The sequence below is a fragment of the Idiomarina aminovorans genome, assembly GCF_023155095.1.
Taxonomy (GTDB): Bacteria; Pseudomonadota; Gammaproteobacteria; order Enterobacterales; family Alteromonadaceae; genus Idiomarina; species Idiomarina aminovorans.
This window is the reverse complement of record NZ_JAKNDA010000004.1, coordinates 167,478-187,217: the sequence shown is the minus strand read 5'-3', so window position 1 is coordinate 187,217 and position 19,740 is coordinate 167,478. Positions and strand designations below refer to the sequence as shown.

The following is a 19,740-nucleotide window of genomic DNA, read 5'->3' as shown; positions in this document are numbered from 1 at the left end:
AAAGAAGCGCGATTATCGCAACTTGAGTTCAGTTTAGCAATAGTAATCGGCTTTTGGACTCAGTTTACGGCAATATCGTCGGTGTGACAAAAATCATCAGCTCCCGCTTTTCATTGCGTTGCTGTTGATGTGAGAACAAACTCCCAAGTAACGGCAACGAACTTAAAATGGGGACGCGACTGTCATCATTCAAGCTGTGTTCCTGAAAGATTCCTCCCAGAACGATGGTTTCGCCATTTTTTGCCAGTACCCGGGTCGACATTTCCTGGGTGTCGATAGCAACGGCCGGGCCGGTTGGTGTAGCAATGGTATCACCGCGGGTGTTCTGAGTAATGGTTAATTCCATTAAGACATGATTATTGGGTGTAATTTGCGGTGTCACCGTTAAGCCCATAACGGCTTTTTTAAACTGTACAGCCGTTGCACCGTGGGCGGCAGTTTCGACATAAGGTATTTCTGTGCCTTGCTCTATATAGGCCGGTTGTTGATTCGAAGTGAAAATTTTGGGGCTGGTGATAATTTCCGCTTTGTTCTCCCGCTCTAAAGCCGTTAATTCAAGATCCAGTAAAATGTCATCGCTTAACCTGGCCAGATTAGCTGAGAAGGTGCCGGCCGGATTTGTTGCGGGCAGATCGACCTGCATCCCTTTGATAAAGCTACCCGCATCTTCGGGAATTGCTAACCCATATTCGGAGGCTCCCCAGCGAACACCAAGCTCTTTACTCACATTGGCTTTTACCGTCACCATGCGCGCTTCAATCAGCACTTGTTTAACCGGTACATCCAACTCATTGACAAGCTGCCGAATGGTCTCTAATTGTTCAGGCGTATCCCGTAAAATAAGCGTATTGGTGCGCTGGTCGACACTGACCGCGCCATTTGGCGATAAAAAGCTTTGCTGTTCATTTTTTAATAATGAAGCCAGGTCACTGGCGTTAGCAAAGTTGACGCTCAGTAAAATTGAGCGGTGGCTGCTGTTATCTGTGACGTTTTTATCGGCGACATCAATGCGCAACATGGAGCCTTGCACGTTGATATTTAAACCATGACTGGTAAGCAGCGTTTCAAAGGCGTTGTGCCAGGCAACATTGTTCAGTTTAAGGCTCGACTCACCACTGACTTTATCGCTGATAAAAACGTTCAAATGGTGCTGATCAGCCAGTAATTGTATTAACTGACGTAATGGCATTTTGTTGGTGTTGAGTGAAACCGGCTGTAACCTCTGTTGTTCGCTAAGCAAACTTTGCCAGCTGTTATCGGTTGCATGGCTTTGCTGTAAGGGCAACATGAGCAGAAAACTGAAAATAAAAAGAGAAAATCTAATGTGAGTCATTGCGGGTTATTATCCTGAGTTAGAGAGAGTGTTAGATTTTTCGCCGACCAGCAGCCAGCTTCTTTTTGCCAGTGTTTAAACGTTACGTAGTTGTGCTCAATTTTGCGCAGTTGCATTAACGGACTGGCTAACCAGCTATTTTCGGTCAGTGTCAGTACTGGCTGTCCGGGAATTTGCAGTAAAGCTTTTTTAAGCGGTGAAGTTTGAGTGCCCAGTAGTTGCACAACTGACCAGTCACTGACGTTAATGTCACTCTGTGTATCGGGTTTGCGCAAACACTTAAGAGGTTCAGCAAGAACCGGTGGAAATTCAGTTTTAAACAGCGGGTTGCCATTTAAATTTGATGGCATTGGCGTTTCAGCCGTTAACCAAAGAAACTGCCAGTTGAGCTTACCGCCGTTCTGGTCGTTGTCTTGCCATTTTAGCGTTTGTGTAAAGGGAAAGTGCTGAAGCGAACCTTTCTGAGTTTGCAAAATAGAGGCAATAAAGCGAACAGCGTTTTGGTAGCTTCCAGTAATGCCCACCAGCCATTGATCTGAGCGTTCCGAGTTTTGCTGATAATATAAATCGACATGTTGCCGCTTTGCCGCCTGAGTCAGTAATGAGGCGACATCAACCCGCTGTAGTTCCGGCAAAATGGTGCCACTGTGTTCAGGAACTTGAGGCGCCGGTTGCCGCAGTTGCTTATGCTGGTTTCTGAGGGTGTTATTCAGCTGCTCTGCCTGGTAACCGGTCAGAAAATAGCTGACACTGACAGCTATTAACGTAAATAACAGCAGGCCGGCGAGCCAACACCAGACGACATTTGGTATGAGTTTAGCCATTGCTTCCGGCCTTATTCAATTTGCCAGTGTAAAGGAACTGTACGCGTTGCTGCGGTAACAGTTGCTGTTTTATTGCTGTCGTATTCAACTGATGTTCTAACCATAAATAGTGGTCATTAACGTCTTGTATCTGTTGATACGCGGCTGTCAGTTTGAACTGAGAACCGGTCAGTATTAGCTCGCGCTGATGAAACAACGTTTGGGTCTTATTAAGTAAAGCGTATAAGGTATCCAGCCTGAGTTGATCATTGTGCTTTTGCTGTTTAAAGGCCTGCCGCGATTTCTGTTGTTGTTGATAGGCTAACCAGCGTTGTTGTTGATGTTTGCGTTGTTCTAAAGCGACACTTTGTTCAGTGACCTGCTGATGCAAATGGCTAAGATATTCGCTGTAAGAAGTGACCCATTGCACGGCAAAAAAACTGACAACGAACATCAGCAAAATACCCAGGCTGTGCAGGCCCCGGTAACGCCGCCATAGGCTTTTTTCACGCCACTGAAGAAGGTTTAGCGATGCCATTGACTGAACCCCCGCAATGCCAGACCTAATAACACCATTTCGTTATCTAAAGCAGAAACAATGGGGGCTATGTTGTTGCCGAAAAAAGGTGCCGTTGAGAGTACCAGATGTCTAAGATGTTGTTGCTCTGCAAGTTGTCGCCCGAGCGATGATTGCATGGCCTTGTCGCCAAAACTCATGATCCAGCGAGATTGAGTTGCGAACTGAGCAGACAGCAGGAAAGGTATTAAATTGGATGAATTAACATACTCTAACCGTTGAAAAACACCACTTTCACAATACAGCAGAATAGATTGTGGCTGACGAAGCTCGACAATGACCCACTTCATGGACTCTTCAAAAACGGTATTATCCGGCCAAAGGTAAGGAAGAACCGCATTAGTGGCACGTACCACCGACTGATAAACCGGTTCTACCACCTGCACCGGCATTTGCAACGGTGCCAGCAATGTCAGCAAGTTTTCCAGAGCAGAGCGTTGACCAATAACCGCTTCTGCCTCCTGCTCACAGCTATGGGTAAAATAGTCGTAACTTATACCGGTATTCGCTTTCAATTGTGGCGGCAGTTTTTGCAGTAATTGCTCTTCCACTTGCTGGTCTTTCTCTAAAGGAATTTTTTGATAGTGCGTTGCGCTGTAATCCAGCGCCGATACAATGCTGTCTCGTTTTAATCCCTGGTCGCTTAAGCTGCTTTTGTGCTGTTGCGAAAAGTGTTCGACAACAAAGTGCTGACCTTGTCGCGATAACTGTAAAACTAAACAACTTTCACGATTAATTTGCACCGCAAGCGGTTGCTGGCGAAGTAATGACATTAGACAATATCCTTATTGTAGAAAAGCCAGATGCAAGCGTAGTGTTGTGAACAAAAATCCGCCATAATAGTCAGTAAGAGTTAAGAGCTGATTTATGTCGGTTATTGCAGCTTAAGTGAACTGGCGTAATAAAAGTGCAGTTATGGAGCAGATAATTGAAGTGGTTTAAGCGGCTAATCTACACCTTGCTGGTGTGTCTTGTGCTTGGCGGGGTAACAGTTGGCAGCCTCTATCTATACGTAAAGCCTGAATTACCCAGCGTGGAAACCTTACGGGATGTTCGTTTGCAAACGCCAATGCAGGTGTTTACAGCAGACGGCGAACTGATTTCACAGTTTGGCGAGAAGCGTCGTATTCCGGTGGAACTGCACGATGTACCTCAACCTCTTGTCGATGCCTTTCTGGCAACTGAAGACAGTCGCTTTTATCAACACTTTGGTGTTGATCCTATCGGCGTCGCGCGTGCGTTTAGCGTGCTACTGACGACAGGTGAAATTCAGGAAGGTGCCAGCACCATTACCATGCAGCTGGCGCGTAACTTCTTCCTGAACTTTGATCGCGCCTGGATGCGTAAGATTAAAGAAGCTTTTATAGCGGTTCACATTGAACAGCTATTAAGTAAGGATGAAATCCTTGAGCTTTATCTGAACAAAATAACTTTTGGGCACCGCGCTCATGGTGTTGGTGCAGCGGCGCAGGTTTATTATGGCAAGCCGCTGTCGGAGTTGACTTTAGCTCAGATGGCAACCATTGCGGGTTTACCTAAAGCACCGTCAAACCTTAATCCTATTTCAAATCCGGTTGCTTCAAAAGCGCGTCGCCGGGTCGTTCTGCTGCGTATGCTGGACGAGAAGAAAATAACCCGCGCCCAATTTGAAGAAGCTTCAAATGTTGCGGTGACCGCCCGTCGTCACGGTGCTGAAGTGACGGTTAATGCGCCTTATCTGGCGGAAATGGTGCGCCAGGAAATGGTCGACCGTTATGGCGAAGAAAAAGCTTATAACGAAGGCTATAAAGTTTATACGACCATAAGAAGCGACGTGCAGCTGGCGGCGCAACAGGCCATTTGGGATAATCTCCATAGCTACGATGAACGCCATGGTTATCGCGGCCCGGTCAGTTTGTTGTGGTCTGCCGACAAAGAACAAGAACCGGTTGGAGAGTCTGCTATCCGGCAATATCTGGAACAGCTGCGTGTCATTGGTGCGGTAAAACCCGCCGTTGTGACAGCGGTTGATGAACAGTCTGCAGAAGTGATAATTAAAGGCGCAGGAGCAATTACTTTACCCTGGCAGGCGATGCATTGGGCTCGCGACTACCTTAATGAACAACGTCAGGGACCACCGCCTGAAACCGCCGCCGAGATCATGCAGCCGGGGCACGTTATTTGGTTACGTCGGGTCAATAACAATAGCGCCTGGCGCCTGGCGCAAATACCGGAACCGAGTTCGGCGATTGTATCGTTAAGGCCCGATGATGGTGCCGTAGCCGCCGTAGTTGGAGGATACAGTTTCCAGTTGAGTCAGTACAACCGAGCGCTTCAGGCTGAGCGACAGGTAGGTTCAAACATAAAACCTTTAGTTTACTCAGCGGCTTTTGAAGCCGGCTTAACGTTGGCAACTTTGGTTAATGATGCCCCTATTAATCAATGGAATCCTGGCTCCGGTATCGCCTGGCGACCAAAGAACTCGCCGGAAGTGTATGAAGGCCCTATTCGTTTACGTAAAGCACTGGCTAAATCAAAAAACGTGGTTTCTGTTCGTTTAATTCGTAAACTGGGCGTTAAAAATGTAGCGGATCACTTGGCTAAGTTTGGTTTGGAACGCTCGAAAATTCCGGAAAACGAGTCACTCTCGCTGGGTTCTCTGTCAATGACTCCTATGCAGGTAGCCAGAGCTTTTGCAACTTTCTCAAATGGCGGCTTTTTAGTAGAGCCGTACTTCATAAAGCGTATTGAAGATGCCGACGGCAATGTCATCGAGGAAACGACGCCGGTGCGTGCCTGCTTTGACTGTGATAAGCCGGCTCCGCAAGTTATTAGCGAACAGAATGCATTTTTGGTTGAGCAGGCAATGAACTCTGCCGTCTGGGGCGGTGGTAGCTGGGCTAATGGCACTGGCTGGAATGGTACGTCCTGGCGTATTCAGCGCTCCAAACCGATTAGGGCGGCCGTTGGTCGTAACATTGCCGGTAAAACCGGTACGACTAACGATGTTCGTGATACCTGGTTTTCAGGTTTTACATCAGGCTTAGCAACTGCTGTCTGGGTTGGTTTTGACGATGTTTCCAGAAAATTGGGTCGTACTTCGAAACACCCTGAAGTTGATTCCAGTCAGCAAGCAATAACGGGTGGTGAAGCGGGTGCAAAAACGGCGTTACCGGGTTGGATCTTGTTTATGGAACAAGCAGTGCCGCTTTACCCGTCACGTGAATTTGGCATTCCGCCGGGGGTGGTGAATGTCCGCATTGATTTAGAAAGTGGCAAGCTCTCGCACAAAAGTGATTACACAACGCGCTTTGAATACTTTATTCGGGGAACAGAGCCGACAGAGTACAGCCGTGGCAACGGTAACTCGAACGGTGATATTTTTGGGGACGATGACGACGGCTTGTTCTAGTCAGAAAAAACGAGTGGGAGCGTTAGGCTCCCACCGCCAGTTTACTCAGCAACTGGTTTAAGTCGGACTGCACACCGCCGGCAGTAACGTGTTTACCGGCACCCGGACCACTTATCACTAATGGCATTTCAGAATACCAGTCGGTGTAAATAACGAAGATATTCTCGCCGGGTATTAAGTTTGCCAGCATATCCCCTTCTGGAATGTACTCAATGCCAACCTGAGCGGTCACCCGTTGCTCATCATTCACTGTAAAGCTGGCCAGTAGTCGTGGCACTTTGCCGTCTTTGGCTGCCTCGTCAAGCATGGCTGTCATAGGCTCATCAAGTTCTGATAAGCGCTGCATAAACTCGCTAAGTGGCAGGTCACGTAAATGCTCCGGCACCAGACTTTTTACGTCAATGTCCTGCCAGTCCAGTTTTAAGCCAATTTCGCGTGCAAGAATCAGCAGTTTCCGGACGAGATCCTGACACGAGAGATCTTCACGCGGGTCAGGCTCACTGTAACCTTGTTCTTTGGCTTCCTTTACCAACGAACTGAAAGCGACACCTTGGGTAAAACTTTCAAACAACCACGACATGGTTCCGGAGAAAATGCCGGAAATACTGCGAATCTCATCACCAGAATTACGTAAGTCATTAATGGCGTAATTTAACGGGAGCCCTGCACCAACAGTGGTGTTGTAAAGCCATTCACGCTCGTATTCTTGCTGAATGGTACGAATTTCCCGGTACAGTGCCTCATCAGCCGAGCCTGCGCGTTTGTTGGCGCTGATAATATGCAAACCGTTTGCGAATAAACTGGGATACAGCTGCGCTATTTGTTTGGCATCGGTTAAATCAATAACCACGAGTTCGTCATAGGGTGCATTGGGCAGTTCCCGCAGTAACTCGGTCAATACATAAGGCCGCGCAAGACGACCGAAATCATTCGCCCATTGGCTGAGCTCAACGCCGTTGTAGTCCAGCCATAAACGGCGCGAGTTGGCTATACCAATAACGCGAACATCCATTACTTGGTTTATACGGTCGCGCTGCTGTCTGAACAACTCCAGCCAGGCTGAACCAATATTGCCACGTCCAATAACCAACACACCCAGGCTGCGGCGATAGTTAAACATCTGACTATGCAGGCGGTTAAGCAAACGGTTGTCGAGCTTTTGCTCCAAAATTGCGATTGCGGAATCACCATTTTGCGTCAGAGCAAAGCGCCGCACTTTCTGCTCTGAAAGTTGCCGTTTAAAGGTAGAGAACTGGTCCGTTTCCTGAATACGGTTACCGACAATGGCGACCATAGAATAACCACGCATCTGGGTAATGGCATTACCCGCGTCCAGACTGTCCAGCCAGCCGGTCAGATACTCCAGATGATTCTGGTGAAAAACCAAATATTGCTGATGATTTTCCGGTTCGGTCCAACTGACCAGCGGTTCCAGCTCAAGTTCATCCAGCCGCTTAACTAAGTTTTTGTCACGCAGTTCAACCTTAAACAAGACAACCTCGGACAATGAGGTGAAGACTTTTCCACGAGGCTGCGTATTCTGAAACTGACCAATACAAGTTTGCTGATTTTCAACTTTTAAGCTGGAGCGCACAGAAATCACCATGCGTTGACGGTCGACCGGTTGAAAGGTTCTGGGGTGTAATACCGGGCTGCCAAGCCGGGCTAATTCTTCGGCTTCGGTCCAGTCCAGTGTGGGTAAACTGACAACGCGCTCAACCTTACGGGGGTCCGCCGAATAAACACCGGCAACGTCTTTCCATATGGTAACCTGGCGAGCGTTCAGCAGGCTGCCAACTAATGTTGCAGAATAATCACTGCCGTTGCGGCCCAGAGTTAAGCTTTCACCCTTTAAACCGCGAGCGATAAAACCAGTGACAATAAAACGTGTGCCAGAATGAGGAGCCACTCGTTGTAATAACTTTTCACGCGAATGTGCTACTTGAATATCGGGTTCGGGAGCATCGGCGGCCAATAAAAAGTCACGGGCATCAATGTAGTCGGCGCGGGTGCCTTGTTTTTGCAGTAGCGCTGATAACAAACGTGCAGACCAAAGCTCACCATAAGCGAGTAGTTCGGCATTGTGAGTGATTTTCTCGTGACCGGCCAACCAGTCACGCAAACGTTTAAAGTCTTGCTGCAATAATTGCAGTAACCGTTGCTGTAGGTCACCACTGAGAAGTTCAGAGATTAACCCTTGCTGAAATTGTTCTAACTGATCGAGCAGAATACTGGCGGTATCGCCGGGCTGAGTTTTCGAATTAATAATGGCCAGAATGCGGTTGGTGGTATCTCCGGCGGCAGATACCACCACCAGATCGCTGGCGCCGGCATACTCGGTCACAATGCGCGCCACGCGCCGATAACAAAAGGCATCGGCCAGGCTACTACCGCCAAACTTGTGTACCTGAACACTGTCGGCAACAGCCTGTTTTTGCTCTTCAGTGAGCTGGATTGTTGTCATTCCGCCTTCCTTAACTACTCGCTTGAACTGGGTTAGTATTACTAAGGCTAAAATATTGTTGGGCAAATGTCAGTAACTTTTAGCCATCTAGACGGATAAAATTTGACGGGGTCGCTCAGTCGGGTACAATTCATTATAACTTATGTGGTTTTGTTATATAGCAGGACAATAACAATGAAATGGAACGGCGAATACATTTATCCTTATGCTGAACATGGGCGTAAGAGTCAGCAGGTTAGAAAAGTGACGGTTTCAATTCCGACTCGTGTGCTTAAAGTGCTCACCGATGAGCGAACCCGTCGTCAAATTAATAATTTGCGTCATGCTACCAACAGCGAACTTCTGTGTGAGGCGTTTTTACACGCTTTTACCGGTCAGCCGCTGCCGGAAGATGAAGATTTACAGAAATCGAATCCGAATAAAATACCTAAGGCTGTGCGGGAAGAGCTGGAAGCACGAGACTTGCCCATCCCGACGGACGAAGAGCTGGACGATTAATCCTGCATATAATTTTCCGGTAAATCGATTTTAGCGGTGCCGGATTTTACTGCTGCTTCAGCAACTGCCCGCGCTACCCGCTGGCATAAACGCGGATCAATTGGCTTAGGAATAATATAATCGCGGCCAAATTTTAATTCCTGGACACCGGCCGCTGTTAACACTGAATCAGGCACGGACTCTTTTGCCAATTGACGAATCGCTTCCACCGCGGCTACTTTCATTTCATCGTTAATAGCCGTAGCGCGAACATCCAGCGCCCCGCGAAACATAAACGGGAAACAGAGAACATTGTTTACCTGGTTTGGGTAATCGGAACGTCCGGTTCCCATAATCAGATCACTGCGTGTTGCCATAGCGACTTCCGGTTTAATTTCCGGGTCCGGATTAGAGCAGGCGAAGAGAATCGGGTTAGCTGCCATCAGTTTTAACTCATCTGCGCTAAGCAAGTTTGGCCCTGAAACCCCGACGAAAATATCCGCGCCTTCAATCACATCTTTTAACGTACGCTTATCGGTGTTGTTCGCAAACAGCTGCTTATATTCGTTCAAATTGTCGCGACGAGTGTGAATAACGCCTTTTGAATCCAGCATATAAATGTGTTCACGCTGGGCGCCGCATTTAATCAGAAGCTCCATACAGGCAATAGCGGCGGCGCCGGCACCCAGACAAACAATGCGTGATTCAGCCAGGTTTTTACCTTGAATTTCCAGTGCGTTCAGCATGCCGGCTGCGGTAACAATGGCAGTACCGTGTTGATCGTCATGGAATACCGGCACGTTGCAGCGTTCTATTAGGGCCTGTTCAATTTCAAAGCACTCCGGCGCTTTAATGTCTTCTAAGTTAATACCGCCAAAGGTATCAGCAATATTTGCGACCGTATTGATAAAGTCCTGCGTGGTGCGGTGACTGACTTCGATGTCAATGGAGTCGAGTCCGGCAAACCGTTTAAACAACAGCGCTTTACCTTCCATGACTGGCTTTGATGCCAGTGGTCCCAAATTACCCAAACCCAGAATGGCCGTTCCGTTGGTAATAACCGCCACCATGTTGCCTTTGGCGGTATACCGGTAGGCGTTATCCGGGTCCTGTGCAATTTCACGTACGGGGTCTGCTACGCCCGGACTGTATGCCAGAGCCATATCCTTGCTGGTTTCTGCGGGGGTGGTAAGTTCGACCGAAATCTTACCCGGTGTTGGGTATTCGTGGTAGTCCAGTGCCTGTTGGCGAAAATCTTTCATACAGTGATACCTGAGTTTGGTTATCAGAATGCTAATCAGTCTATCGCTTTTATGTGAATAAAGAAATCTTACCTCCTCGGTCAGAGCTTTTAAGGTAATATAAATTTAAAGGGTGTTTAAAAAAGCACCGGGTAACTTTTCTTTAACAACAGGCCTTTTAGAGAAACAGGCACAAAAAAAGGCGCTGTTTAGCGCCTTTTTCTTAAAATCTGCTGTTAAGCAGCGTTTTCTATAGGTTTTCTTAAGACTCTTTCTTGCCCAGAGCACCAAAACGCTTCTTAAATTTGTCAACACGCCCACCAGTGTCCATAACACGTTGCTTACCAGTGTAGAACGGGTGGCACTCTGAACAGACGTCCAGGTGTAAATCTTCTGAGCGGGTTGAACGTGTTTCAAACGTGTTACCGCAAGAACAGCTGACTTTTAAAGTCTCGTACTTAGGATGAATACCTTGTTTCATGGGGTTACCTCAGTTATGGGCCGCATCGCCATTCGATCCAAAGCCGAACACCATGCGTAAAACAACAATGATTTAAGAGCCGAATATTTTAAGCGATATTAATGTTGTGATCAAGAACAATCTACTGCCTTGTAATCTGCGCGGTAGCGCTCCAGAATAGAGCCATGAAGCAAGCCAATACGGGCAGTGAACGACGTTATAAAGTCGCACTGCCTTTACCGCTCAGACAAACCTATGATTACCTGTGCAAAAGTGTCGAACCACTGTCGCAGGGAGTGCGCGTGCGCGTGCCTTTTGGGCAGCGTCAGTTAGTCGGATATGTGGTTAGCGAGGCTGCTGATGCAACGCCTGAGTTTGAGCTGAAGTTGGTAGCATCGGTACTGGATGAGCAAAGACTCTGGCCGGATGATATCTGGCAGCTGGTGCGCTGGTCAGCCGACTATTACCATCATTCACTGGGCGACGTTGCGGCCAATAGCCTGCCGGTATTACTGCGCAAAGGCGATGCACCGGAATATTTGACCGAAACCTTTTATGCGCTGACCGATTTAGGCCGGACGCAGTCAATTAATGAGTTAAAAGGAGCAGCACGACAGCAGCAAGTTCTGGCAGCGCTCAAGCATAAGCCACTGAGGCGCAGTGATTTAAACGATATTGGCGTGACCTCGGCAGTGCTTCGTACCTTGCAGGATAAAGGCTGGGTTGAAGTCCGTGAGCAGCAGCCGGCGAAGCCGCAGAGCTGGCAACAGCAAAGCTCGGTATTGCGAGAGGAAGGTCATGCATTAAACACCGAGCAGGCGGTAGCGGTTTCCACCATCAGTCAGCAACAGCAACACAGCACTTTGTTACTGGAAGGCGTTACCGGCAGTGGTAAAACGGAAGTGTATTTGCAGGCCATGGAGCCGATACTGGAACGCAGCGAACAAGTATTGGTGCTGGTACCGGAAATTGGGCTGACCCCACAGACACTGCAGCGTTTTGAAGAACGCTTTGACGCGCCGGTGGTGATGTTGCATTCGGGCATGAGTGACCGCGAACGTCTAAACACCTGGCTGGATGCGAAACATGGCCATGCCGCCATTATTATCGGTACCCGCTCGGCGGTATTTACGCCCTGTCAGAAACTCGGTTTGATTGTAGTAGACGAAGAGCATGACTTGTCTTATAAGCAGCAAGATGGTTTTCGTTATCATGCCCGCGATATTGCTATTAAACGGGCTTCGTTACTGAATATTCCTTTGGTTCTTGGCAGTGCAACAGCTTCGCTGGAAACACTGAATAATGCGGTCAGCAAACGTTTTCATTGGTTAAAGCTGGGTCAGCGTGCCGGTGGCGCGCAAATGGTCAAACACGAACTCATTGACCTAAAACAACAGCCGGTAAAAGCGGGTATTTCTAAAGCGCTGCAGGAACAGATTCAAGTGGAGATAGAGCGTGGTAACCAGGTGCTGTTGTTTCTTAATCGTCGGGGGTTTGCCCCAGCGTTAATGTGCCACGAATGCGGTTGGCTGGCACAATGTCATCGCTGTGACGCTTATTACACTGTGCATAAAGCTCATCAGCAGCTGCAGTGCCACCACTGTGGTAGTCAGCAGCGTATACCTAAGCAATGCGGCTCCTGTGGTTCCACGCACCTAATTTCGCACGGCGTGGGCACGGAGCAGCTTGAGCACAGCCTGCAAGAGATGTTTCCGGGGCGTGGCGTACTGCGCATAGACCGCGACTCGACCCGCCGCAAAGGTCAACTGGACGATTATCTACAAAAAGCCACCAACAATAAGTACCCGCTGTTGGTGGGGACGCAAATGCTGGCCAAAGGGCATCATTTTCCACATGTAACGCTGGTGGCGCTGCTGGATGTTGATGGTGCACTTTATAGCGCCGATTTTCGGGCCGCAGAGCGATTAGGCCAGCTGTATACTCAGGTGGCCGGTCGCGCCGGGCGGGAGCACAAAGCGGGCAAGGTGGTACTGCAAACGCACCATCCGGAACACGATTTAATTCAGGATTTGCTCAATAACGGGTATTCACATTTTGCCTTAACAGCGCTTGCTGAAAGACAGCAAAGCGAATTACCCCCGTTTTCCTACCTGGCATTATTCCGGGCTGAAGCAACGGACAAAGACTCGGTGGTGCAGGCAATGACTCAAATTCAGCAATTAATGCCACAAGTAGAGGGGGCGTTTTTGTTAGGGCCTATGCCAGCATTGATGGAGCGTAAAGCCGGTCGTTACCGCTATCAATTGCTGCTACATTGTCAGTCACGAAAATTACGTTTTCAGTTGATTGAACACTTGCTGCCGCAGATTAACGCGTTGCCACTGTTGAAAAAAGTGCGCTGGTCGTTGGACATTGACCCTCAAGACTTCAGCTGATTAACACTTAAGCGGTTTTTTTTATCGGGCGGAGCGATTAAACTAAGCGGCTTGAATTTCTTCTTCGATGTTTCATACAGGTAGTCGCATTAATGAAAGAACAACTTGAACAGTTGCTGGCCGAAGCCATTGGTCAACTTAAAGCACAGGGTAAAATTCCGGCGGATCATTCAGTCAATATTCAGTTGGATCGACCACGAGACAAATCGCACGGTGACTTTGCGACTAATCTGGCGTTGATGTTGGCAAAACCGGCCAAATCGAACCCTCGTCAGCTGGCTGAGGCTATTGTTGAAGCGGTTCCTGAGAACACTCTGTTAGCGAAAATGGATATCGCCGGGCCGGGCTTTATTAACTTTACTATTTCGCAGGATCAGCTCAAAGATCAATTAACAGCGATGTTGAACAGTGACCGGCTGAATGTTGATAAAGCGGACCAGAGCAAAACCATCGTCATTGATTACTCCTCGCCTAATCTGGCCAAAGAAATGCACGTAGGCCATTTACGTTCCGCTATTATTGGCGATGCGGTATCACGTGTGTGCGAGTTTTTAGGCCATAAAGTGGTTCGCCAGAACCATGTGGGTGACTGGGGTACGCAGTTCGGTATGCTTTTAGCGTATATGGAAGCGCTGGATAATCAGTCGGCAGAATATGAGCTGAGCAACCTGGAAACCTTTTATAAAGCCGCTAAGCAGCGTTTTGATGAAAGCGAAGAGTTCGCTGACCGGGCGCGTCAGCTGGTGGTTAAGCTGCAGTCGGGCGACGCGTATTGCCTGAAACTCTGGAACCAGTTTATTGATGTCTCGCTCAGCCATTGCCAGGACGTTTATGACCGTTTAGGCGTTAAACTGACTCGGCAAGATGTGATGGCAGAAAGTGCCTACAACAACAAATTACCGGGCGTTATTGAACACTTGCGTGAGAAAGGCCTGCTGACCGAAGACCAGGGCGCGCAGTGCGTGTTCCTGGAGGAATACAAAGGTAAAGAAGGCGAGCCGTTGCCTATTATTGTGCAGAAAAAAGGCGGTGGTTACCTTTACGCCACAACCGATTTAGCCGCTATTGAATACCGTCAAAAAGAACTGGGTGGTGACCACCTGATGTATTTTGTCGATGCGCGTCAGGCCCTGCACTTTGACCAAATTTTTACGCTGGCGCGCAAAGCCGGTTTTGTTGAAGGCGACATACAACTGAACCACTACGGGTTTGGCACGGTGATGGGGAAAGATGGTAAACCTTATAAAAGCCGTGACGGTGGCGTAACTAAGTTGGCTGATTTGCTGGATGAAGCGGAACGTCGCGCACTAGAATTGCTGCAACAGAAAACGACAGATTTGACCGATGAGCAACAGAAACATGTTGCTGAAGTGATCGGTATTAGCTCGGTCAAATACGCTGATTTATCGAAAAACCGCACCAGCGATTACATTTTCGACTGGAACCACATGCTGACTTTTGAAGGCAATACCGCGCCATATCTACTTTATGCGTTCACCCGGGTGAACAGTATTTTTGACCGCTTAGGCAACACCGCTTTTGACCGTAACGCAGACATTATTCTGAGCGATGAGCGTGAGCTGGCGCTTGCGAATCAGCTGGTTCGTTTTAACGAAGTACTGCATCAGGTTCAGGATAAAGCCATGCCGCATTTCTTATGTGGTTTTGTGTTTGATTTGGCCGGTCGCTTCTCCAGTTTTTACGAAGCCTGCCCAATTTTGAACCAGGAAGACGAAGCGCTTCGTAACAGCCGCCTGAAATTGTCGATGTTAACGGCTAATGTGCTGAAGCAAGGTCTGGAATTGCTGGGCATTCCAACTCTGGAGAAAATGTAACGGACTATGGATTACGCGAATCGTAAGCCAAAGTCGCCCAAACGTAAGCCGACTAAAAAAAAGGGAAGCAATAAAAAGCAACAGCGTGGTGCAAAACCCGTCGCTAATCGTAAACCCGTACCCTGGTTTGTGGTTGTCATCGCGGTTGCCTTAATCGCCTTATTTACTTATATTCTGGTGCAAATTAGCGGTAAGTCTGAACAGGTTGAACAGCCACAGGTGCAACCACCACCGGCCGACTTACTTCCCGAAAAGTCGGCTGAACGCTGGCGTTACATTGAAGAGCTGAAAAGCAAAGAAGTACAAGTGGATGTACCCGAACTTGAAGTGGGCCCGCCAAAGCTTATGCAATGCGGTTCTTTTCGCCAGCAGTCCGACGCTGAAAGATTGCGCGCACAAATTGCTATGGCTGGTTTGGAATCTCAGGTGCGGGCAACCGAGGGCAGTAATAGTCTTTGGTACCGGGTTATTCTGGGTCCTTATGAAACCAAAAGGGATGCTGAACGTGACCGCCATAAACTGCAGCGGAATCAAGTATTTGGTTGCGCTATCTGGAATTGGAACATCGATTAGTCGGCACTCACCATTGAAAAATACAATAGAGACCCTCAAATACTTATCATTGACGTCACTAAGACAAACAAGAGGGTCTTGATTTGACTACTATCGTATCTGTTCGCCGCGGCGACAAAGTTGTAATTGGCGGGGATGGCCAGGTTTCTCTGGGTAACACCGTAATGAAAGGCAACGCGCGCAAAGTGCGTCGTTTATATCACGATAAAGTGCTGGCAGGCTTTGCCGGCGGAACCGCAGACGCTTTCACACTCTTCGAACGCTTTGAATCCAAACTTGAACAACATCAGGGAAACCTGATGCGCGCCGCCGTGGAGTTGGCTAAAGACTGGCGTACCGACCGCGCTTTACGCCGGTTAGAAGCACTGTTGGCGGTTGCTGACAAAGAAACGTCACTAATCATTACCGGTAATGGTGATGTGGTGCAGCCGGAAAATGACCTGATTGCAATTGGCTCCGGCGGGCCTTTTGCCCAATCAGCGGCAACAGTTTTGCTGGAAAATACCGATTTGAATGCTCGCGATATTGTGCAAAAAGCGCTGGCTATTGCGGGCGATATTTGCATATACACCAACGGCAACCAGACCATTGAAGAAGAAGAGTCGATTGCTGAAGACAAAACCAAGCAGGGGAAAAAATAAGATGTCTGAGATGACCCCAAGAGAAATTGTTGACGAATTAAATCGACACATTATTGGTCAGGATAAAGCAAAGCGTGCGGTTGCCGTTGCCCTGCGTAACCGTTGGCGTCGTATGCAGCTGGATGACGAGCTGCGTCAGGAAGTAACCCCTAAAAATATCTTAATGATAGGCCCAACCGGTGTTGGTAAAACAGAAATCGCCCGGCGTTTGGCAAAGTTAGCGAAAGCGCCTTTCATTAAAGTAGAAGCCTCTAAGTTCACGGAAGTGGGTTATGTCGGTAAAGAGGTTGAGTCCATTATTAAAGACTTAACCGACGTTGCCGTGAAACAGACCCGTGAAGAGATGATGCAAAAGGTACGTTACCGCGCTGAAGAAGCCGCAGAAGAGCGCATTTTGGATGTGTTGTTGCCACCGGCTAAAAAATCTTTTTCTGGCTGGGCTCAGCAGCAGCAGGAAGAAGGCGAAAGCAAAGGCAATGAAGACGAGCGCGGTACGCGTCAGATATTCCGTAAAAAATTACGTGAAGGTCAGCTGGATGATAAAGAAATTGAAATAGATTTAGCCCTGCCACAAATGGGCGTTGAAATTATGGCGCCGCCGGGCATGGAAGAAATGACCTCGCAGCTGCAGAATATGTTCCAGAACATGGGTAATGAAAAAACTAAGCCGCGGAAAATACGGATTAAAGACGCTTATAAGCAGCTAGTGGAAGAAGAAGCAGCGAAATTACTGAACCCCGACGAGGTGAAAGAAGCAGCGATTGAGTCGGTAGAACAAAACGGTATTGTTTTTTTGGACGAAATTGACAAAGTGTGTAAGCGCGGCGATACCAGCGGACCGGATGTTTCCCGCGAAGGTGTGCAGCGTGACTTACTGCCTTTGGTTGAAGGGACTACGGTAAATACGAAGCACGGTATGATCAAAACCGATCATATTCTGTTCATTGCTTCGGGCGCGTTCCAGATGAGCAAACCGTCGGATCTTATTCCTGAGTTGCAGGGGCGTTTGCCAATTCGGGTCGAGCTGGACGCGTTAACCAGCGGTGACTTTGTTCGTATCTTGACCGAGCCCAGTGCATCACTGACCACTCAGTACCATGCACTGTTAAATACAGAAGGGGTTGAGGTCAGCTTTACTGAAGAAGGCATTCAACGCATAGCCGAAGTGGCGTTTCATGTAAACGAGACCACCGAAAATATCGGTGCGCGTCGTTTACACACGGTACTGGAACGATTAATGGAAGAAATTTCGTTTCATGCAACCGACCACAATGGCGACAAGCTGAAGGTTGACGCTGATTATGTTAACGAGCATCTCGGCGAGTTGTCGCAGAACGAAGATTTAAGCCGCTTTATTCTGTAGCAGCGTTGTCCGTCAATAAAGCTAAGCCGTTGCGAACTCCCCCGGAGGCAACGGCTTTTTATTGTCCTGCATTTGACGCTCAATTAATTGCTCAGCAAATTGCAGTCTCATAGGTGGTGAGTAAAAGTAGCCTTGCATCATGTCGCAACCCAGTTTCTGCAGTATGTCTTGCTGTTCCTGAGTTTCGATACCTTCAGCAATAACCCGTTTCCCCAAACCATGTGATAGGCGGATCATGGCTTTTAATATGGTTACATCGTTATCGTTTTGCTGCAGTTCACTGACAAAACTGCGGTCTATTTTAATTTTGTTGATGGGCAGTGAGCGAAGATAAGCCAGTGAAGAATGGCCAGTGCCAAAATCGTCAATGGAGATACCAAAACCCATTTCCCGCAGTCGCTGGATAACACTCATGCCATTGTGTAAATCGGACATAGCAACGTTTTCGGTAATTTCCAGCTCCAGCCATTCGGGAGAAATGTTGTAGTCTTGCAGTAGCCGTTTCATTTTTTCAATAAGCTGAAAATGCTGAAATTGGGGTGCCGATAAATTAACGGCAACGGGCCAACAACATCCAAACTTTTCCTGCCACGAAGTCAGGATAGCGGCGGCATGGTCTAGTACCCAGTCATCTAACTCGGTGGAAAGTCCTAATTGCTCAATATAGGGTAAAAATTCCGCCGGTGTCAGTAAGCCTCGTTCCGGGTGCTGCCAACGAATGAGCGCTTCAAAACCACAAAGTTGCTGATGATCAAAATCGAATTGGGGTTGCAGATACAGGGTAAATTCATTTTCCCGCATGGCTTTACGTAACACTGGCTCCATATCAACCAGATAAGAGTACATCTCATCCATGCCCCGTTGATAAATGGTAACAATGGGCTGGTGCGACTGCTTAGCCTGAGTGAGTGCTATGGTTGCTTTATTGAGCAACACTTCGGAACGACTGCCGTGTTGAGGATACCGGGAAACTCCAATCCCGGCGGCAATATTCAGGCTCTTTTCACCAATGTCAATTGGCTTGCTGAGTGTATCCTGAAGTTGCGATGCGAGTTCTTCTATCAAACTTCGGCTTTTTAGGTGATCAAACGCAATGGCAAACACATCGCCGCTAATGCGTGCAACTGTCAACGGTTGTTTAGCGAAATTTTGCAGGCGTCGGGCTATTTCTTTCAGAACCTGGTCTCCCCCGCGAATGCCTATATTTTCGTTGATCACTTTAAAACGGCTGATACCAATGAGTACGATGGTTAAGTGGCGATTGTTACCGCGGCAATATTCAATAAACAGAGGGATTTTACTGACCAGCTGTTCGCGATTGGAAACGCCGGTGAGGGCATCGTGGGTGTGTAAATATTCGGCTCTCTGGATGGCGCGAACAGCGGTATTTCGTTCCGACTCTAACAACCAGATAATAATGCCGACGATAACCACCGCAACAATAATAACGGTTAACAGTGACTGAAAACTAAGGATCCAGTCAACGGCACTACCGGATAGTGAAAACATGGCGGCTAAGACCAGAAAATTCTTTAGGCCGATACTGAGGAAACCGGCCGAGACCAGTTTAGGTCCAACTCCCGCTCCCAGTTTCCGCCACATAATGAGACCAATGACTATCAGAGTAGCTCCGGTCACTAAAAAACGCATGAAGCCAGAACTAGGGGTGCTGCCTACAGAGCTAATGGCGGGATCCAGCCAAAAATAAGAAATAATGCCGGCTAAAAGTGAGATGCCATAAGCTAAGTATTGCCAGTATTGTTGCGGTTTACTATTGAAAATGGCACAAGTTGCACCTAACACAACGAAAGAAATTGCCAAATAATGAAAGGTTAATGATATACCCTGTAAACCGCTGGACCAGCTAAGGGCTGATTCCGGGGCTATTATCGCGCTGCCGGCCAGAAAGGCCCGGATCAGCTCACTGGGGCCAAAGGCAAAGCAGGCAAACGACCAGTATTGCAAGTACTCACGCCGATAGTAGCGATGGTAATACATGAGTAACAATGCGAAACCGATAAGGAAAACCGCCTGAATGGCGTGCGCAAAAGTCTCTATTGCCAGACTTGTTATTAGGTCAAGCTGAGGCATGAAAATAGCTATTCACTTTATTATTATTTTAGTTGGTTAGATTAAACGGGTTTTTATTCTATAATTCAAGGGTTTCGTTACTTCTGTCTGGCTTA

15 protein-coding genes are annotated in these 19,740 nt (G+C 48.1%); 7 read left to right on the top strand and 8 right to left on the bottom strand.

From position 1 onward, the window contains the following. Positions 1–64: 64 nt before the first annotated feature. Genes L8G48_RS09445 through L8G48_RS09430 form a run of 4 tightly spaced genes read right to left on the bottom strand, consistent with a single transcriptional unit; the run spans position 65 to position 3,486 of the window. Positions 65–1,333, bottom strand: coding sequence for a type IV pilus secretin PilQ (locus L8G48_RS09445; protein ID WP_248264362.1), 1,269 nt, complete (start codon positions 1,331–1,333; stop codon positions 65–67). After that, on the bottom strand, positions 1,330–2,157 hold the full coding sequence (locus L8G48_RS09440; RefSeq protein WP_248264361.1) for a hypothetical protein: 828 nt from the start codon (positions 2,155–2,157) through the stop codon (positions 1,330–1,332). The genes L8G48_RS09445 and L8G48_RS09440 overlap by 4 nt, the downstream gene beginning before the upstream one ends. Further along, complete coding sequence (locus L8G48_RS09435; protein WP_248264360.1) at positions 2,150–2,674, bottom strand: PilN family protein; 525 nt, start codon at positions 2,672–2,674, stop codon at positions 2,150–2,152. Before L8G48_RS09435 ends, L8G48_RS09440 begins: the two co-directional genes overlap by 8 nt. Next, the gene (locus L8G48_RS09430; RefSeq protein WP_248264359.1) at positions 2,662–3,486 is read right to left on the bottom strand and encodes a hypothetical protein; all 825 of its coding nucleotides are present in this window, start codon (positions 3,484–3,486) and stop codon (positions 2,662–2,664) included. The genes L8G48_RS09435 and L8G48_RS09430 overlap by 13 nt, the downstream gene beginning before the upstream one ends. Before the next feature lie 155 nt (positions 3,487–3,641). Between L8G48_RS09430 and L8G48_RS09425 the strand changes: the two genes are divergently transcribed. Next, positions 3,642–6,104: a penicillin-binding protein 1A gene (locus L8G48_RS09425; RefSeq protein WP_248264358.1), complete on the top strand. Its 2,463-nt coding sequence runs from the start codon at positions 3,642–3,644 to the stop codon at positions 6,102–6,104. Positions 6,105–6,126: 22 nt separating this feature from the next. Here the strand turns inward: L8G48_RS09425 and L8G48_RS09420 are convergent, their stop codons facing one another. Further along, complete coding sequence (locus L8G48_RS09420; protein WP_248264357.1) at positions 6,127–8,568, bottom strand: bifunctional aspartate kinase/homoserine dehydrogenase II; 2,442 nt, start codon at positions 8,566–8,568, stop codon at positions 6,127–6,129. Positions 8,569–8,742: 174 nt separating this feature from the next. On the opposite strand from L8G48_RS09420, the gene metJ reads away from it, so the two are divergent. Continuing rightward, entirely contained in the window at positions 8,743–9,066 is a 324-nt protein-coding gene (metJ, locus tag L8G48_RS09415; protein ID WP_248264356.1) for a met regulon transcriptional regulator MetJ, read from the top strand. On the opposite strand, the gene L8G48_RS09410 is transcribed toward metJ, so the two are convergent. Together L8G48_RS09410 and rpmE are read right to left on the bottom strand one after the other, a co-directional pair. After that, positions 9,063–10,307: a malic enzyme-like NAD(P)-binding protein gene (locus L8G48_RS09410; RefSeq protein WP_248264355.1), complete on the bottom strand. Its 1,245-nt coding sequence runs from the start codon at positions 10,305–10,307 to the stop codon at positions 9,063–9,065. The two genes, metJ and L8G48_RS09410, sit on opposite strands and share 4 nt — an antisense overlap. A gap of 241 nt (positions 10,308–10,548) precedes the next feature. After that, on the bottom strand, positions 10,549–10,767 hold the full coding sequence (gene rpmE, locus L8G48_RS09405; protein WP_248264354.1) for a 50S ribosomal protein L31: 219 nt from the start codon (positions 10,765–10,767) through the stop codon (positions 10,549–10,551). Positions 10,768–10,931: 164 nt separating this feature from the next. Between rpmE and priA the strand changes: the two genes are divergently transcribed. The 5 genes from priA to hslU all read left to right on the top strand — a co-directional run bounded on the left by priA (position 10,932) and on the right by hslU (position 17,554). Continuing rightward, complete coding sequence (gene priA, locus L8G48_RS09400; RefSeq protein WP_248264353.1) at positions 10,932–13,142, top strand: primosomal protein N'; 2,211 nt, start codon at positions 10,932–10,934, stop codon at positions 13,140–13,142. Positions 13,143–13,234: 92 nt separating this feature from the next. Next, on the top strand, positions 13,235–14,977 hold the full coding sequence (gene argS / locus L8G48_RS09395; protein WP_248264352.1) for an arginine--tRNA ligase: 1,743 nt from the start codon (positions 13,235–13,237) through the stop codon (positions 14,975–14,977). A 6-nt stretch (positions 14,978–14,983) separates the two neighbouring features. After that, positions 14,984–15,550, top strand: coding sequence for an SPOR domain-containing protein (locus tag L8G48_RS09390; RefSeq protein WP_248264351.1), 567 nt, complete (start codon positions 14,984–14,986; stop codon positions 15,548–15,550). 83 nt (positions 15,551–15,633) lie between these two features. Beyond that, complete coding sequence (gene hslV / locus L8G48_RS09385; protein ID WP_248264350.1) at positions 15,634–16,191, top strand: ATP-dependent protease subunit HslV; 558 nt, start codon at positions 15,634–15,636, stop codon at positions 16,189–16,191. Between the two features lies 1 nt (position 16,192). Further along, complete coding sequence (gene hslU / locus L8G48_RS09380; RefSeq protein ID WP_248264349.1) at positions 16,193–17,554, top strand: ATP-dependent protease ATPase subunit HslU; 1,362 nt, start codon at positions 16,193–16,195, stop codon at positions 17,552–17,554. A gap of 21 nt (positions 17,555–17,575) precedes the next feature. Here hslU and L8G48_RS09375 read toward each other — a convergent pair whose 3' ends face one another. After that, positions 17,576–19,645, bottom strand: coding sequence for a putative bifunctional diguanylate cyclase/phosphodiesterase (locus L8G48_RS09375; protein ID WP_248264348.1), 2,070 nt, complete (start codon positions 19,643–19,645; stop codon positions 17,576–17,578). Between the last annotated feature and the right edge of the window lie 95 nt (positions 19,646–19,740).

Coding starts and splice junctions, on each gene's coding strand:
- argS (WP_248264352.1), top strand. CDS start 13,235: ATGAAAGAACAACTTGAACAGTTGCTGGCCGAAGCCATTGGTCAACTT.
- L8G48_RS09440 (WP_248264361.1), bottom strand. CDS start 2,157: ATGGCTAAACTCATACCAAATGTCGTCTGGTGTTGGCTCGCCGGCCTG.
- L8G48_RS09410 (WP_248264355.1), bottom strand. CDS start 10,307: ATGAAAGATTTTCGCCAACAGGCACTGGACTACCACGAATACCCAACA.
- hslU (WP_248264349.1), top strand. CDS start 16,193: ATGTCTGAGATGACCCCAAGAGAAATTGTTGACGAATTAAATCGACAC.
- L8G48_RS09420 (WP_248264357.1), bottom strand. CDS start 8,568: ATGACAACAATCCAGCTCACTGAAGAGCAAAAACAGGCTGTTGCCGAC.
- L8G48_RS09445 (WP_248264362.1), bottom strand. CDS start 1,333: ATGACTCACATTAGATTTTCTCTTTTTATTTTCAGTTTTCTGCTCATG.
- L8G48_RS09430 (WP_248264359.1), bottom strand. CDS start 3,486: ATGTCATTACTTCGCCAGCAACCGCTTGCGGTGCAAATTAATCGTGAA.
- L8G48_RS09390 (WP_248264351.1), top strand. CDS start 14,984: ATGGATTACGCGAATCGTAAGCCAAAGTCGCCCAAACGTAAGCCGACT.
- metJ (WP_248264356.1), top strand. CDS start 8,743: ATGAAATGGAACGGCGAATACATTTATCCTTATGCTGAACATGGGCGT.
- L8G48_RS09435 (WP_248264360.1), bottom strand. CDS start 2,674: ATGGCATCGCTAAACCTTCTTCAGTGGCGTGAAAAAAGCCTATGGCGG.
- L8G48_RS09375 (WP_248264348.1), bottom strand. CDS start 19,645: ATGCCTCAGCTTGACCTAATAACAAGTCTGGCAATAGAGACTTTTGCG.
- priA (WP_248264353.1), top strand. CDS start 10,932: ATGAAGCAAGCCAATACGGGCAGTGAACGACGTTATAAAGTCGCACTG.
- rpmE (WP_248264354.1), bottom strand. CDS start 10,767: ATGAAACAAGGTATTCATCCTAAGTACGAGACTTTAAAAGTCAGCTGT.